This window comes from Lactococcus protaetiae (assembly GCF_006965445.1).
Classification (GTDB): Bacteria; Bacillota; Bacilli; order Lactobacillales; family Streptococcaceae; genus Lactococcus; species Lactococcus protaetiae.
In genome coordinates this window covers 2,241,921-2,257,817 of sequence record NZ_CP041356.1, presented here as the reverse complement: position 1 = coordinate 2,257,817, position 15,897 = coordinate 2,241,921, and the positions used below count along the sequence as shown (strand labels likewise).

The 15,897-nt window shown below is 38.3% G+C and carries 13 protein-coding genes; 12 read left to right on the top strand and 1 reads right to left on the bottom strand.

All coding sequences use genetic code 11. The features are described 5' to 3' along the window. Positions 1 to 173 precede the first annotated feature (173 nt). From leuS to FLP15_RS10770, 5 genes are all read left to right on the top strand, one after another. Entirely contained in the window at positions 174 to 2,684 is a 2,511-nt protein-coding gene (leuS, locus tag FLP15_RS10790) for a leucine--tRNA ligase (protein WP_142767122.1), read from the top strand. Positions 2,685 to 2,759: 75 nt separating this feature from the next. Beyond that, positions 2,760 to 3,515 (top strand): MurR/RpiR family transcriptional regulator, encoded by a 756-nt coding sequence (locus tag FLP15_RS10785; RefSeq protein WP_142767121.1) that lies wholly within the window; start codon positions 2,760 to 2,762, stop codon positions 3,513 to 3,515. Positions 3,516 to 3,914: 399 nt separating this feature from the next. Continuing rightward, positions 3,915 to 5,324, top strand: coding sequence for a PTS sugar transporter subunit IIC (locus FLP15_RS10780; protein ID WP_142767120.1), 1,410 nt, complete (start codon positions 3,915 to 3,917; stop codon positions 5,322 to 5,324). Positions 5,325 to 5,411: 87 nt separating this feature from the next. Next, a complete protein-coding gene (locus FLP15_RS10775) occupies positions 5,412 to 6,770 on the top strand; it encodes a glycoside hydrolase family 1 protein (RefSeq protein ID WP_142767119.1) in 1,359 nt (452 codons plus the stop codon). 350 nt (positions 6,771 to 7,120) lie between these two features. After that, entirely contained in the window at positions 7,121 to 7,918 is a 798-nt protein-coding gene (locus tag FLP15_RS10770) for an alpha/beta fold hydrolase (RefSeq protein ID WP_142767118.1), read from the top strand. Between the two features lie 105 nt (positions 7,919 to 8,023). Here the strand turns inward: FLP15_RS10770 and FLP15_RS10765 are convergent, their stop codons facing one another. Next, positions 8,024 to 8,377, bottom strand: coding sequence for an iron-sulfur cluster biosynthesis family protein (locus tag FLP15_RS10765; protein WP_142767117.1), 354 nt, complete (start codon positions 8,375 to 8,377; stop codon positions 8,024 to 8,026). 384 nt (positions 8,378 to 8,761) lie between these two features. Between FLP15_RS10765 and FLP15_RS10760 the strand changes: the two genes are divergently transcribed. The 7 genes from FLP15_RS10760 (at position 8,762) to FLP15_RS10730 (ending at position 15,825) form a co-directional block, all read left to right on the top strand. Continuing rightward, a complete protein-coding gene (locus FLP15_RS10760) occupies positions 8,762 to 9,127 on the top strand; it encodes a hypothetical protein (protein ID WP_142767116.1) in 366 nt (121 codons plus the stop codon). A gap of 145 nt (positions 9,128 to 9,272) precedes the next feature. Then, complete coding sequence (locus FLP15_RS10755) at positions 9,273 to 10,532, top strand: NAD(P)/FAD-dependent oxidoreductase (protein WP_142767115.1); 1,260 nt, start codon at positions 9,273 to 9,275, stop codon at positions 10,530 to 10,532. 166 nt (positions 10,533 to 10,698) lie between these two features. Then, positions 10,699 to 12,741 (top strand): NAD(P)/FAD-dependent oxidoreductase, encoded by a 2,043-nt coding sequence (locus FLP15_RS10750; protein WP_142767114.1) that lies wholly within the window; start codon positions 10,699 to 10,701, stop codon positions 12,739 to 12,741. Positions 12,742 to 12,979: 238 nt separating this feature from the next. Next, positions 12,980 to 13,651 carry an L-serine ammonia-lyase, iron-sulfur-dependent subunit beta gene (sdaAB, locus tag FLP15_RS10745; RefSeq protein WP_142767113.1) on the top strand — a complete coding sequence of 224 codons (672 nt, stop codon included), beginning with the start codon at positions 12,980 to 12,982 and terminating at the stop codon, positions 13,649 to 13,651. 56 nt (positions 13,652 to 13,707) lie between these two features. Then, on the top strand, positions 13,708 to 14,583 hold the full coding sequence (gene sdaAA / locus FLP15_RS10740; RefSeq protein WP_142767112.1) for an L-serine ammonia-lyase, iron-sulfur-dependent, subunit alpha: 876 nt from the start codon (positions 13,708 to 13,710) through the stop codon (positions 14,581 to 14,583). Between the two features lie 503 nt (positions 14,584 to 15,086). Then, a complete protein-coding gene (locus FLP15_RS10735) occupies positions 15,087 to 15,542 on the top strand; it encodes a CopY/TcrY family copper transport repressor (RefSeq protein WP_142767111.1) in 456 nt (151 codons plus the stop codon). A gap of 79 nt (positions 15,543 to 15,621) precedes the next feature. Continuing rightward, positions 15,622 to 15,825, top strand: a complete 204-nt coding sequence (locus FLP15_RS10730) for a heavy-metal-associated domain-containing protein (RefSeq protein WP_142767500.1) — start codon at positions 15,622 to 15,624, stop codon at positions 15,823 to 15,825. Positions 15,826 to 15,897 lie beyond the last annotated feature (72 nt).

The window sequence follows — 15,897 nt, the reverse complement described above, 5'->3', positions numbered from 1 at the left end:
GGAATTAGTATTATATATCAAGAAAGGAACTGAGTTCGCCTTCTTTGAAGTAAACGAAAATAGATAAGGTGGAATCTGAGTTACGCTCAGAACCTCATATTCTTATTTATGGTGCAAAGCGCCAAAGGACACTTTTCGTTACTTCAGAGCAGTCGGTCTCACATCTTAAAATTATGGAATACAATCACCAAGAAGTAGAAGCAAAATGGCAAAAATTCTGGGCAGAACATCAAACTTTCCGCACAGGAACAGATAAGAAAAAACCCAAATTTTATGCGCTTGATATGTTCCCCTATCCATCTGGAGCAGGATTGCACGTCGGGCATCCAGAAGGTTACACTGCAACAGACATTCTTGCACGCTATAAACGCGCGCAAGGCTATAATGTTCTTCATCCAATGGGATGGGATGCTTTTGGGCTACCAGCAGAGCAATATGCTATGAATACTGGACATGATCCTGCAGAATTTACAGCCGAAAATATTGCCAACTTCAAACGTCAAATTAATAGTTTAGGATTTAGCTATGACTGGGAGCGTGAAGTTAATACAACTGACCCTGATTACTATAAATGGACGCAGTGGATTTTCACAAAACTCTATGAAAAAGGGCTTGCCTATGAAGCAGAAGTTGCTGTAAACTGGGTAGAAGAACTCGGTACTGCGATTGCCAACGAAGAAGTGTTACCAGACGGTACCTCAGAACGCGGTGGATTTCCTGTAGTCCGTAAACCCATGCGTCAGTGGATGCTCAAAATTACTGCCTATGCAGAACGTTTACTTGAAGACCTTGAACTCGTGGATTGGCCAGAGTCAATTAAAGAAATGCAACGCAATTGGATTGGTAAATCAACAGGTGCGGATGTGACTTTCGCTGTTGACGGTACAAGCCAAACATTTGAAGTGTTTACCACACGTCCAGATACACTTTTTGGTGCGACTTATGCTGTACTTGCTCCAGAACATCCTTTGGTAAATCGTATCACTACAGATGAACAAGCATCTAGCGTTGCAGAATATCAACGTCAAGCTAGCCTTAAATCTGATCTTGCTCGTACTGACCTTGCAAAAGATAAGACAGGAGTTTGGACAGGAGCCTATGCCATTAATCCTGTGAATGGGCGTAAGATGCCGATTTGGATTTCAGACTATGTACTTGCCAGCTACGGACATGGTGCGATCATGGCTGTACCTGCTCATGATGAACGTGACTGGGAGTTTGCTAAAGTTTTTGGTCTTGAAATCATTCCGGTGTTAGAAGGAAAAGATGCAAATGGAGCATCTTTTGATGTCAATCAAGCCGCTTATACTGAAGATGGATTACATATTAACTCTGGATTCTTGAATGGGCTTGACAAAGCCACAGCAATAGAAAAAATTGTTGATTATCTTGAAGAAAAAGAAATTGGTAAGAGAAAAATCACTTATCGTTTGCGCGACTGGCTTTTTAGTCGCCAACGTTATTGGGGAGAGCCTATTCCAATCATTCATTGGGAAGATGGAACATCAACGGCAGTTCCTGAAAGAGATTTACCACTTGTATTGCCTGTGACAAGCGACATCAAGCCTTCAGGTACAGGTGAGTCACCACTTGCAAATTTGACGGATTGGTTGACTGTGACACGCCGTGATGGTGTCAAAGGACGTCGTGAGACAAATACGATGCCACAATGGGCAGGCTCTAGCTGGTATTATCTTCGTTATATTGACCCTCACAACAAAGTGGCGCTTGCAGATCCAGACCTTCTCAAAGAATGGCTTCCAGTTGATATTTATGTGGGTGGTGCAGAACACGCAGTATTACACTTGCTCTATGCACGTTTTTGGCATAAAGTGCTTTATGACCTCGGCATCGTTCCAACAAAAGAGCCTTTCCAAAAACTCTTTAATCAAGGAATGATTCTGGGAACGTCATATCGTGACCATCGTGGGGCACTTGTTGCAACGGATAAAGTTGAAAAGCGTGATGGTGGATATTTCCATATTGAAACAGGCGAAGCGCTTACTCAACTTCCAGCAAAAATGTCTAAGTCGCTCAAAAACGTTGTTAATCCAGATGATGTAGTTGAGCATTACGGTGCAGATACTCTTCGAGTTTATGAAATGTTTATGGGACCGTTAGACGCAAGTATCCCTTGGTCAGAAGAAGGTCTTGAAGGCGCACGTAAATTCCTTGATCGTGCCGTTCGTATGATTGAAAATAGCGAACTCACAGAGGAAAATGATGGAACACTTGATAAAGTTTATCATGAAACCGTCAAAAATGTGACTGAGCGCTTGGACCATATGTACTTTAATACTGCTATTTCACAGTTAATGATTTTCGTGAATAGTGTTAACAAGGCAAAAACTTTACCTGTTAATTATGCAAAAGGATTTGTGCAATTGTTAGCACCTTTTGCACCACACATTGCTGAAGAACTCTGGGTAAAACTGAGGAATGAAGCTGGAATTTCTTATGTTGCATGGCCAACATTTGACGCAAGTAAGCTGATTGAATCTGAAGTTGAAATTGTTGTCCAAATTAATGGTAAACTCAAGGCAAAAATTAAGATTGAAAAAGATTTACCACGAGAACAACTTGAAATAGTAGGTAGAGAAGCAGTTGCGGAGGCGCTCGCAGATAAAAATATTGTCAAAGTCATTGCGGTGCCTAATAAACTCGTGAATATCGTTGTAAAATAAATCTGTCAGCGTGCTGACGGGAAAGTGAGTCTTGTCAGCACGCTATCAGTCATAGAAAGTGCTGATATTAAGCTTATGATTAATTTTTCACCAGAACAAGTCAGAACACTCAATGAATTAGAGAGTTCAGTCTTTAATTTTATATTGGCAAATCTTGGTATTTCAGAAGGGTTATCCGTAAGAGAACTTGCTCAGGCTGTTCATGTTTCAACTGCAACAGTGATGAGAATGACCAGAAAGTTAGGTTTTGATGGATGGGTAGAGATGAAGTATTACCTGAAAAATCAAAATCAGGTTGATGAAGTTCCTGTCAATTATTATGAAAATCTGCTACAACTTGACTTGTTTTTAAGAAAGATTACCTCGAAAGAGTCATCAAGGAAACTTGAGGCGGCAGTAGAGTTAATTCAACAAGCGAGATATATTATTTTTATTGGTGTCGGTTCATCTGGGGCTTTAGCGGAATATGGTGCTAGATATTTTACCAATATTGGTTTAGAATCTTATGCTATTTCTGACCCTTATCAAGCAGTTAAGGGTAAGGGAGCACCTGATGTGCTGAGTATAATTTTGTCTGCTTCGGGAGAAACTGATAAAATTATTGAGCGAGTTGTTAAATTGCGTGAGGAAGCTTCTGCAAAGATTATCTCTATCACAAATCAGCCAGAAACTACCTTATCTAAATTATCCAATATCAATCTTACTTATAATTTCCAAACAGAATATTCAAATTATGATCCGCTGGAAAACTTGACTTCACAACTTCCTGTTGTTGCTTTTTTGGAGATTTTGGCACACAAGGCTGTGGAGCAAGCCAAAAAGATAGAGTAAAATGATTAAACTTCTAAGCGTATTGTTTAGAAGTTTAAATTTGCGCTCCACGTCAACCACTTCTTGCGCAAGCACAAAGCAGCAGATTTAGAGGTAAACTAGTATAAACATTTTTTTGATTGGTGAGTCTATACTATGGTAAAATATTGCGGATTACGTGCTTCATCCCTGTTCTCCACAGCGCAACAGAACACACCAATCGCAGAACAGCTAAGAGATGAAAAGAGATTTTTTGCATGAGATTAAGTAGCTTTTAAACAAGCAATGATTAGTGATGTATCTTGTCTTGTAACCATTGCTGTAACATGTAACTAATGCCTAAAATACCGTTTACAAATATATTTGTAAACGGTATTATTATTGTGTAAGCAATTTTAATAAATCTAAAGGAGACTATTTATGAATGAGTTTATAAATAATAAAATTTTGCCTCCAGTCATGAAATTTGTTAACACTCGAGCAATTACAGCTCTGAAGAATGGGATGCTTTATGCGATGCCATTCATCATTGTAGGTTCAATTTTCTTGATTTTGGCAAATCTTCCAATCCCTGCAGTTGCAAATTGGTTGTCAACTAATGGCTGGTCTGAAGTTTTCAGCCAAGCTTTCAGTATGTCCTTCGGTATTTTGGCGATTTGGGCTGCGGTTGGGATTGGTTACAGTTATGTCAAAGATGCTGGGCATGGCGATGTTGCTTTGCAAGCAGGCTTGACATCACTTTCGGCATTCTTTATTATTCAATCGCTGACGATTGCAAATCCCATGACATCAGCACTCGCAAATGGTACGGGTACGCTTACAGGTAAAGAAGTCACAGCTGCTTTTGACAAGTTGCCAAGCGCTGTACAAAGCCTTTTGAATAGTCCAGTGACAGGAGTTCTTAATCTGACTTGGAATGGTGGACAAGGGATGATTGCTGCTATATTGATTGGACTTTTGAGCGGTTGGGCTTATAGTTCAATGATTAAAGCAGGTTGGAAGATTACCATGCCTGAGCAAGTGCCTTCAAATGTTGCTAATCAATTCACATCAATGATTCCAACGGGTGTGATTATTATTGGAGCAACGGTGGTCTATGCTTTGTTTAATAAGATTGGTCATACGGATGCTGTAACATTTATTTATCACTGGTTGTCTGTTCCTTTACAAGGACTTGGCGGTTCATTTGGTGGAATTATCATCATCTCACTTTTAGTGCCATTCTTCTGGTTCTTTGGTGTGCATGGTGGGATTATCATGGGTGCGATTACTGGTGCTTTCTTGATTCCTAATACTTTTGATAATGCAGCACTTTACCAAGCACATAAGTTGTCGTTGGCAAATGGTGCACATATTGTAACGAATGAATTTTACAATAACTTTATCAACTTGTCAGGATCTGGGATTACTTTTGGTTTGATTATTTTCACTATTTTCCTTGCAAAATCTCAACAAATGAAGTCAATTGGTAAAGTTGAGTTGGTTCCTGGGTTATTCAATATTAATGAACCATTCTTGTTTGGATTGCCATTGGTCATGAATCCAATCTTAGCATTGCCATTCTTCCTTGTACCTGTAGTGGTTTCAGCAACGGTTTATGGTGCGATTTATTTCCACATTGTTCCACCGATGAACGGAGTAGCTGCGCCTTGGACAACACCTCCAATTATCTCAGGTTTCTTGATTGGTGGTTGGCAATATGCTGTTTTGCAAGCAGTTGCTTTGCTAGAATCAACTTTGATTTATCTACCATTTGCGCGTAAATATGATAAATTACTTTTGCAACAAGAAGCAGAAAATGAAGAAGAACTTGAAGCAGAAGCACATTGAAAAATTGATGATTGATATAAAAAATAAAGTCTGTCAGTACTGACAGACTTTTTAACAAAACTGTCAGTTAATGATAAAGGGGGAAAAATGGAAAATAAAATGCCAGAAGGTTTTTTCTGGGGAAATTCAACTTCATCCATGCAAACAGAAGGAGGCTGGAATGAAGGAGGTAAAGGTCAATCCGTCTACGATGTTGATACAGCAGGGCGAACGGCTAAAAATTGGCAAATTACAATTGATAATTTTCATGATTACCAGCATGATTTTGATTTGATGAAGGAAATGAACATGAATATGTATCGTTTCCAAATTTCTTGGTCACGTGTAGTGCCAGATGGGGATGGTGATTTCAATGAGGAAGGCATTGCTTTTTATAGCGAAATGATTGACGAACTGCTTTCACGTGGGATTGAGCCGATGATTTGTCTTTATCATTTTGATATGCCACTGGTTTTAGCAGAAAAATATAATGGTTTTTTGAGTCGCGCTGTTGAAGAAGCCTTCGTACGCTTTGGTAAAGAGATGATGCGTCGTTTTTCTAGTCGTGTCAAGTATTGGATTGTGTTCAACGAGCATAATTTATATTTTGCAGAGGGATTTGAGCATTATTCTGGTGTTCTAAAAAAAGAATTAACGGTGAATGATTGTTATACTGTATTTCATCATACGATGCTTGCTCACTGTGAGTTAGCTGATTTTCTTCATGAAATTTCTGATGCAAAAATTGGCGGAATGTTGGCGACAACGGAGGTTTATCCTGCTTCAACTTCGCCAAAAGATAGTTTGTATTTGAGAAAATTTGATGAGTTTTACAATCGAAATCTCTGTGATGTTTATGCTTTCGGGCATTATTCAGATGAAGTATTAACTTTTATTCGTAATCATAAGATTGAGATGGACTTTCAAAAAGGGGATGAACTGATTTTGGAGAGAGGGATTTCGGACTTCATTTCGTTTTCTTATTATCGTTCAGTACTTCTTGATGCTACAACATTAACAGACGAAGATACCCCCAATTTTTATCTATCAAAAGCGATGAAATTAAATCCACTTCTTTCACATAACCGTTGGGGATGGTCAATCGACCCAGAGGGATTTAGAAATATTTTGAATCGAATTTATCGTGAATTTGGATTGCCTGTCTTTCCAATAGAAAATGGAATTGGGCAGGATGAATCTTGGGATGGTGAACACGAGATTGAAGACGATGTGCGCATTAACTATCATAAAAAGCATATCGAAGCAATGAAGAATGCAATGTTCCTTGATGGTGTGGATGTGATAGGGTATTTAGGCTGGGGGTTGATTGATATTCCAGCATCAGGTGGAGATATTGACAAACGCTATGGTGCTGTATATGTCGAGCCAGAAACACTCAAACGTGTACCCAAAAAGTCATTTCATTGGTTTAAAAAAGTTTTTGGAAGCAACGGTGATGAGTTATGAAAGCAGGAGTATTTCATAGTCATAAATCAAAAATCTGTCATCTCCACTATTGCTCCGAATGTCGATTCTCGCTAAGTCGCTAAAGCGACTAGTCGAAATCGCACTACTGCCAGATTTTTTGGTACAATGAGAAAGTTGAAGTGATTACTTCATTGGTGGAGGATTCTTTCTCCCCCACCAATGTTAGTAGAACGAAAGCAGAGCTTGCCATTTCGCCTTATCGCTTTAGCGATTTAGAGCGAATGGACAGCGTAGCGAAGCGGAGATAGTGATGCTAAGTTAAAAGCATTTGCTCATTCAACAACTTTCAAGTGAATGTGCAAAGGATTTATAGCAGTATAGGAGAAAAAATGTCTTTTTTTATAACCAATGATAATGTGAAAATAAATTTTCATGATTACGGAGATAAAAATAACCAAGCGCTGATTTTAATTGGTGGATATTCATCAAGCGAGGTTACTTGGATTTGTCAAATTGATGATTTTGTAGCGGCTGGTTACCGTGTGATTACTTACGACCATCGTTCACATGGGGATTCTCAAAAAGTTGACTTTGGAATGACTTTGCATCGTATTGCAACTGATTTGTATGAATTAATAGAGTATTTACAGCTGTCAGATGTTGTCTTAATTGGTCATTCTATGGGTGCTGCGACAATCATGGCATATGAAGAATTATTTACTGACAGAAACCTGTCAGCAGTGATTACAGAGGATCAAGCTCCAACTTTTTTAAAATCAAAAGATTGGCTTGATGGTAAAGCTGGTAGAACTTTAGAAACATTAGGAACTTTTATTGATGATTTCCCTAAAACAAGACTGACGCAGAAGCCACTTTCCGATGATATAAAACGTGAGTTAGGTAAAGGGATGAAACCCTTTGATTTCAAGCGTTATCGCTCACTTTTACAAAATGTTATTTTGCAAGATTGGCGGGCGGAGCTTACTCAAGAGGCGATTCCACATTTGTTCTTTGCAGGAAGTCAATCGCCAATATTTCCATCAAGTCATGCCCAAGCAGCACGTGACCTGCAACCTAATCCCGACTCAGAAGTCCAAATATTTGAAGGCTGCGGACACATTTTGCATTTGGAAGACAGCAAAAAATTTAATCAAAGTGTCCTTCACTTTCTTGAGAAAATAAAATAGAGATTTAGCTAAGCGAAATTCAAATCAAACATTTGCCTTGATAAAAAAAGACTGATTTTATCAGTCTTTTTATTCTGTCAGCATACTGACAGAAATCTGTCAGCATTATTTTTGCCGATAATCAATAATTTCGATATGAGGAGCAATTTGTTCACCTCGTCCCATAATTTCAATCAAATGATTAGCAGTTAAACGAACATTCATTTCTTCGTCAAAATACATCATCCCCCATTTTTTACAGAAAAACTCACCCATTGGAGAATCAATACGTACGTCAAACACAGCAGGTACAGCGCCTTTATCAACTAAAACAATGCGATAGCGTGTAATTCCGCAGCAGGAACTATCAATCATTTCTGTGCTCAACGTGTGGTCAAAATCTAAGACAAAATCCCCAGTTTTCGATTCTGTCAGTTCTGACAGATGTTTGGTAATACTATCATCAAATGTAATTTTCATTTTTTCTCCTATAAATTGTAAGGAGGGCAAATTCAACTGAATGAGCCTTACTTTCAAAATTCAACTTTATTTTATCAAACTTATCAGCGAAATTCTATTAGTTCAGCTTAAGAGATAAAACTCATACTTTTTAATCTCTAAGATATTTTTTGAAGTTAGAATTGAATTTATCGTCGTAGTATCATCATGACGGTGTAGAACAAACTCCAATCAGCTAATAACTAATGATAAACGTTCCTACGTTCAGAAGTTTATAAAGCAATATCAATTTGTTGAATGATAATCATAGTATAAAATCGTATAAGTAAAAATTAATTTGTATCTCATTTTGTTCTAATGAAAAAACTTGATAAAATAGAAGTAATAAGAGAGAGGAGGTGTTTCATGAGACATAAAAGAATGGAAATACCAGAAACTGACCATCCACATATTGAAGAAATTTCAAACACCAGTCCTAAAGTAGAAAGTGCGGTGATGAAGCTCATTGTTGACGGTTATTTGCACGGAGCTCAGACCTGTGAACTGCATGATGGGAAAATCCTTGGAGTAAGTATTCATCATGGAGCTTGTGATAATGTTCACTTCTTTATTGACAATAATCACAAAATTACAGTAGAAGTCCACCAAGGTATGAGTAGAATCACTGTGATGAAGAACAAAAACATTGAGGATATTGAATACATCCTTCCTTTTACAAAATGTTTTGGTGTAACTGAAGGTCAGGTCATGCAAAATTACTCAGAGGAGTAAAACACACAAAAGTCGTGACAATACGGCTTTTTCTTTTCTAGCTTTTTTGGAAATCTAAATTTATAAACAACAAAGTGTATATTTTAAGCAATAAATTGTATAATATCTTTGACTTTATTAATTATTAGTAGGAGGCCAAATAAAAATGGCTAAGAAGAAAATAGTTGTTGTAGGTGCAGGATTTGCTGGTATATCAGCAACGCGTCTGTTGGCAAAAACACTTAAAAATGAAGTAGAAATTACGGTTATTGACAAACATGATTTTCAGACATCAATGACACAGCTTCACGAAGTTGCAGCAAGCCGTGTTGAACCAGATGCCGTACAATACCAATTGAGTAAAACAATAGGGAAGTTTGATAATGTAAAATTAGTTAAAGATAGTCTTGTAGAACTTGATAAAGCAAATAAAAAGGCAATCACTGCCAAAGGTAGTTATGACTATGACTACATTATCGTATCCATGGGTGGAGAACCCAATGATTTTGGTGTGTCAGGAGTCAAAGAACACGGGTTCACGCTCTGGTCACTTGAAGACGCTTTGAAAATTAAAGCTCAATTGAAAAAAATGGTTGAAGCTGCAAAATCAGAAACAAATCCAGAAAAACGTAAAGCTTTATTGACTTTCAGTATCGCAGGTTCAGGATTTACAGGTATTGAGATGGCTGGTGAATTGATTGACTGGCGTAAAAAAGTTTCTAAAAAATACGACATTCCTGAATCAGAATTTACGATTAATGTTGTAGAAATGATGCCGACGATTATGAATATCTTGGATCGAAGTCTAGCGGACAAAGCACTGGCTTATCTACAAAATAAGAACATCAATGTTCTTGTAAATCATGGGATTACAGCTGTTGCAGAAAACTATATCACAGTCAGTGTTGGTGGACGTGATGAGGAAAAAGTAACTAAAGAAATTGCAGGGTACACGCTCATCTGGACGACAGGTGTTCAAGGAAATACGGAAGCAGAAGGTTGTAAATTAGCTGAAACAGAACGTGGACATCGACTTCAAGCCAACGAGTTTATGGAAGCCATAGGCGATGAAAATCATGGAATTTATGTGGCAGGAGATGTATCAGGATACATCGTTCCAGAAAATGGACGACCAACACCGCAGATTGCAGAAGCAGCAGAGCAAACAGGAAGTACAGCAGCAAAAAATATTATTGCAGCGATCAAAGGCGGAGAGAAAGCGAGATTTGAAGGAAATTATCGAGGAACCTTAGTATCAATCGGTTCAAATTACGCTGTCGGAACAGTTGGGAAATCAAAATTAAGTGGTTTCTCTGCGACATTTATGAAACACATGGTTTACCTCGTTTATACTTTTGAAATTCATTCAGGTCACTATTTCTTTAAATACATCAATGACCAGCTCTTCCATAAAGGAACAGTTTAATCTTTTAAACTCACAAAAAATCAGGTAAATACGAATAAAAATAAAAAATCTTCTAATTAGATTTATTAGAAGATTTTTCTTGTGTAATAGTTTACAAATTGTTATAAAAAGGATATAATAGTTTCTGACATTATTATTATATCACTATTAGGAGACTGATTTTAAAATGACTAAGAAAAAAATCGTAGTCATCGGTGGTGGGGTTGCTGGGGTTCATGCAACACGTGAGCTTTCTAAAAAGCTTAAGGCAACTGCAAACATCACTTTGATTGACAAGCATAGCTATCACACTACGATGACACAGCTTCATGAAGTTGCGGCAGGGCGTGTGCCTTTTACAACAGTTCAATACGATTTCCAAAAACTTTTAGGAAAACGCAAGAATGTTAGCATTGTAACAGATTCTGTTGTCAGCCTTGACAAAGAAAACAAAAAAGTCATCACAAAACATGGTAGCTACGAATATGACTACGTCATCGTTGCCCTCGGTGGAGAACCAAATGACTTTGGTGTACCAGGAGTCAAAGAACATGGCTTCACACTTTGGTCACTTGAAGATGCGATGAAAATTAAACGTCAATTGGAAACAGTTGTACAATATGGCTCTACCGAAGTTGATGATGAAAAACGTCGTGCGCTCTTGACTATTTCTGTCGCAGGTTCTGGCTTCACTGGGATTGAAATGGCTGGCGAATTGATTGACTGGCGTAAAAAAGTTTCAACAGATTGGAAGATTCCTGAAGAAGAAATCACAATCAACGTTGTTGAAATGATGCCAACTATTCTTAATACTTTGGACCGCAAACAAGCCGATAAAGCTCATGCTTACCTTGAAAAGAAAAACGTCCACGTACTGACAAATCACGGCATTGTTGAAGTTGCAGAAGACCATATCAAAGTCAATGTTGGTGGACGTGACGAAGAAAAAGTCGCTAAAGAAATTCCAACACATACTTTGATTTGGACAACGGGTGTTCAAGGTAATACAGCAGCTAAAACAAATCTAAATGAAACAGAACGCGGTCACCGTCTTCAAGCCAATGAATTCATGGAGGCAGTTGGTTTTGAAGGACAAGGCATTTTCGTTGCTGGTGACGTGTCAGGATATATTGAACCAGATACAGGTCGTCCTACACCACAAATTGTTGAAGCTGCAGAACAAACAGCAGGTACAGCAGCTAAAAATATTATTGCTGATATCAATGGTACAAGCAAACAAAAACATACAAGCAAGTATCAAGGAACAATGGTTTCTGTTGGTTCAGCTTGGGGTGTTGCTAAAATTGGGAATGCTCGTTTGACAGGCTTTTGGGCAATGTTGATGAAAAACATCGTTTATTTCATCTATACATTGCAACTTCGTTCTGCTCACTATTTCTGGCGTTATGCTTTGAATGAGGTTTTCCGTACAGAAGATAACCGTAACTTTATGCGTGGTCACGCTTCACGTCGTGGTAATGTCCTTTGGTCACTTCCACTTCGTTTGTTCTACGGTTTGATTTGGTTGCTTGATGCTGTACCAAAAGTATTCGGTAATTCTGAACAATCATGGATGGGAAATACTGTAAAAATTTCCACATTCTTGAAATCAAACGGTGGTTGGCTTGAAAAGCCTGTTGCAAAAGCAGCAGATGCAGCAGCTGGAGCTACAAGTTCTGCTGCCAGCTCAACAACTAAAGCAGTAGCAGATGCAGCGGCCGGAGCAACTACAGCAGCTGGTGGTAGTGGAGCTACTCATGCAGCAGCACAACATGTTGGGTTCTGGGATAGTATTTTCCGTACTACAACAGATGCAAATGGTGTTAAACATGTTTGGGGCTTGACTTACGAATACGGTACAATGCCAAAAACAACAACAGCAGGTGTGCCTCACTGGATGCAACCTATCATGAAAGTCTTCGTACCAAATTACGAAGTAGCGCTTTGGCTGCAACGGATCATGTCGATTGTTGAGTTGCTTCTTGCCTTAGCTATCATTGCAGGTGCTTTCACATTTATTGCTTCTGCAGCAACAGCTGGTTTGACTTTGATGTTTGCAACAACTGGTATGTTAACTTGGGTATCACTTTGGTATATTCCAGTTGCGATTGCCCTGATGAATGGTTCAGGTCGTGCATTTGGTCTTGATAGATGGATTCAACCATGGCTTCAAAAATGGCTTGGACAGTTATGGTATGGTAAATCACGTTCTATTTACAAAGGACGTTAATCTTGTAATCTTTAGATTTAAACGGCTCCTCGGAGTCGTTTTTTCTACGACTGAAAATCACTCAAATTTATGGTATGATATTTGGAGATAAAGCCAAGACTTATTCAGTGAGAGTTTTGACTCTCGCTGAATTTAGTCGGACGAAATTCAAAGTTAGTGCTGCTTCATCTCCCGCCTAAAGAGGTGGGAGTGTTAGCAAGCACTTGATTTGATAAAAATTCAGAAAACGGTGAATGAAGTGGATAATTTTAGATATAAAAGTGTTTTTGATATTATTGGACCTGTAATGATTGGACCTTCCAGCTCACATACAGCAGGAGCAGCGCGTATAGGTAAGATTGTGCGCTCCATTTTTGGTGAGCTTCCCGAAAAATTAGAAATTCATCTCTATGAATCATTTGCTAAAACCTATCGGGGACATGGGACAGATGTTGCGTTAGTTGCTGGGGTTTTGGGAATGGACACTGACGACGAGCGATTACCTCAAGCGCCACAGATTGCTTATGAACAGGGGATGGAGGTAAGTTATGTTCCTCATCCAGAAGATAGAGCAGAACATCCTAATACGGCTCGTTTGATTGCTAAAAAAGGTGAGCGAACAATGACAGTAACAGGGATTTCTATTGGTGGTGGGATGATCCAAGTGACAGAATTGAATGGCTTCGATATTGCAATTTCTGCAGGAGTTCCTACATTTGTCGTCATTCATGAAGATGTACCTGGGATGATTGCTAAAGTATCAAGTGTTCTCTCTGAACACGGAATAAATATTGCTCAAATGAATGTCACGCGAGAAGCAAGAGGTGAAAAAGCCATTATGATTCTTGAAGTAGATACGCCAAATGTGGAAGAGGTAATTGAAGAAATGAAGTCTATTCCACGTCTTCATGCCGTGAACTTTTTTAACTAGTAGTTTGTGATGTTGCTTGTGATTGAAGATAGCGTAAATGATAAGGAAAAATAGAGATGTTTAAAAATATTGCAGAATTGATTGAGGACTCTAAAAAATACTCATCTGTAACAGAATTAATGATTGCCATAGAGATGGAGCAAACGGGAAGAGAGCGCAAACAGATTTGGGACCTGATGGAACGAAATTTGGAGACAATGCTTAATTCTGTTGATAAAGGTTTGCTTGGAGAAAAGTCTTTAACAGGTTTGACTGGGGGAGATGCAAAATTAATGAATGAATACATCCTTTCGGGAAAAGCTTTGTCAGGTGATATTATCTTGGGTGCGGCAAGAGATGCTGTGGCGGTAAATGAGGTAAATGCACAAATGGGGTTAATTTGCGCGACTCCAACTGCAGGTTCGGCAGGTTGTTTGCCTGGAGTGCTAACAGCTGCAACGGCTAAACTTTCTTTGACACACGAAAATCAGATTGAGTTTTTATTTGCAGCAGGTGCATTTGGATTGGCTATTGCAAATAATGCGACTATTTCTGGAGCTGAGGGTGGATGTCAAGCTGAGGTGGGTTCAGCTTCAGCGATGGCATCGGCTGCCTTAGTTTTAGCTGCTGGTGGGACTGCTGAACAGGCTGGCTTTGCTGTTGCTTTGGTATTGCAAAATATGCTAGGGTTGATTTGTGACCCTGTCGCTGGTTTGGTTGAGATACCATGTGTGCATCGAAATGCGATGGGTGCTTCTCAGGCTATGATTTCTGCTGATATGGCCTTAGCAGGTGTAAAAACAGTGATTCCAGTGGATGAGGTTGTTAATACGATGTATAATGTGGGACGCACTTTACCAGCTGCTTTTCGTGAGACCGCGGAAGGAGGCTTAGCCCAAACTCCAACAGGAAGACGAATCATGGAAGAAATTTTTGGGGAAGATAAGAATTAATCAGTTTTGGATAGATTGGTTTAACTAATAGGAAATTTTTTGTTATATGAGTTAGAGGAATCAAATTCGATATGCATATTGGTCCTACTTTGAAATCTACTCACACTAGTTTTGAGTGAGCATAGTGGATGTCGAGTTGTTGCTGGAATGAATAGGTGATATTGATTTTATTGATAATGAGCGATATTACTTGACTTTTTTTGTTTACAATTGTAAACTTGTACTATAAAAATGAAAATAGAATTGAGTTCAATTTTTATACTAGTTCTGCTTTAAATATCCTATAGGATTATATTATTAGTGACTGAAGCTAGGATAGTATGGTTATTAAAGTTTTTGATTCACTGTTGATTTGGGGCTATATTTTATATAAATTGACTCTAAAATGATAGACTTAACATCAAGTGATTCATTATTTTTGAATTTTTATCAAAGGTAAAGAAATTTAGTAGAATATAAAATAATAGAGTTGAACTCAGCTTTTGCAGGAAAGGAGAGCCAAAATGAATGACGTAGAATTTAATGTATCCAATGCAGAATTGATTGTGATGCGTGTGATTTGGTCTTTGGAGGAAGCAAGGGTCGATGAGATTTATAGACAAATTCCGCAAGATCTAGATTGGTCTATTGCAACGGTAAAAACTTTGCTTGGTCGCTTAGTAAAAAAAGAAATGTTGAGTACCGAGAAAGAAGGTCGCAAGTTTGTTTATAGACCTTTGATGGAAGAATGCACAGCAATCAATCTTATGGCAGATGGGCTTTTGGAAAAAGTTTGTGCTACAAAGCATGTGAATGTGTTAAAAGATATGGTTGAAAAGTCAACATTAACTGCACAAGATGTTGAGTTGCTGAAAGCAGCACTTGAGGCTAAAGAGGTTGTAGATATTAAGCACTGTAACTGCTTGGAAACAACGGGAACTTGTGCTTGTAGACACGAACATGAACAAATTGCTGTATGATAATTGTAGGATTATCAATGAGTGTTTGGAAAGCTAAGACAATCAGTTAATAATTAGAAGAGAGAAGTAAATTATGGCGATGAAAGAAACATTAAAAATTGAAGGTATGACTTGTGAACATTGCGTGATGCACGTGACTAAGGCGTTAGAGTCAGTTGAGGGAGTGGCAAAAGCAAAGGTTTCTTTAAAGAAGAATGAGGCTTTGGTGAAATTTGATATTCCTGCAACCCTTGAAGCGATGAGCGCTGCAGTGGCTGAGGCAGGTTATAAAGTAAATTTATAATTTTCATTTTTAAGGGTTGAAAAGTCAACTGATTTTGTCGACTAATCTGAAGTAAATTAATAATAGAGTATC

What these genes read in the sequence shown, in the direction of transcription:
- FLP15_RS10760 (WP_142767116.1), top strand. Translation starts at nt 8,762, where the DNA reads ATGAGACATAAAAGAATGGAAATACCAGAAACTGACCATCCACATATT.
- sdaAA (WP_142767112.1), top strand. Translation starts at nt 13,708, where the DNA reads ATGTTTAAAAATATTGCAGAATTGATTGAGGACTCTAAAAAATACTCA.
- leuS (WP_142767122.1), top strand. Translation starts at nt 174, where the DNA reads ATGGAATACAATCACCAAGAAGTAGAAGCAAAATGGCAAAAATTCTGG.
- FLP15_RS10735 (WP_142767111.1), top strand. Translation starts at nt 15,087, where the DNA reads ATGAATGACGTAGAATTTAATGTATCCAATGCAGAATTGATTGTGATG.
- FLP15_RS10780 (WP_142767120.1), top strand. Translation starts at nt 3,915, where the DNA reads ATGAATGAGTTTATAAATAATAAAATTTTGCCTCCAGTCATGAAATTT.
- FLP15_RS10775 (WP_142767119.1), top strand. Translation starts at nt 5,412, where the DNA reads ATGGAAAATAAAATGCCAGAAGGTTTTTTCTGGGGAAATTCAACTTCA.
- FLP15_RS10765 (WP_142767117.1), bottom strand. Translation starts at nt 8,377, where the DNA reads ATGAAAATTACATTTGATGATAGTATTACCAAACATCTGTCAGAACTG.
- FLP15_RS10755 (WP_142767115.1), top strand. Translation starts at nt 9,273, where the DNA reads ATGGCTAAGAAGAAAATAGTTGTTGTAGGTGCAGGATTTGCTGGTATA.
- FLP15_RS10750 (WP_142767114.1), top strand. Translation starts at nt 10,699, where the DNA reads ATGACTAAGAAAAAAATCGTAGTCATCGGTGGTGGGGTTGCTGGGGTT.
- FLP15_RS10785 (WP_142767121.1), top strand. Translation starts at nt 2,760, where the DNA reads ATGATTAATTTTTCACCAGAACAAGTCAGAACACTCAATGAATTAGAG.
- FLP15_RS10730 (WP_142767500.1), top strand. Translation starts at nt 15,622, where the DNA reads ATGAAAGAAACATTAAAAATTGAAGGTATGACTTGTGAACATTGCGTG.
- FLP15_RS10770 (WP_142767118.1), top strand. Translation starts at nt 7,121, where the DNA reads ATGTCTTTTTTTATAACCAATGATAATGTGAAAATAAATTTTCATGAT.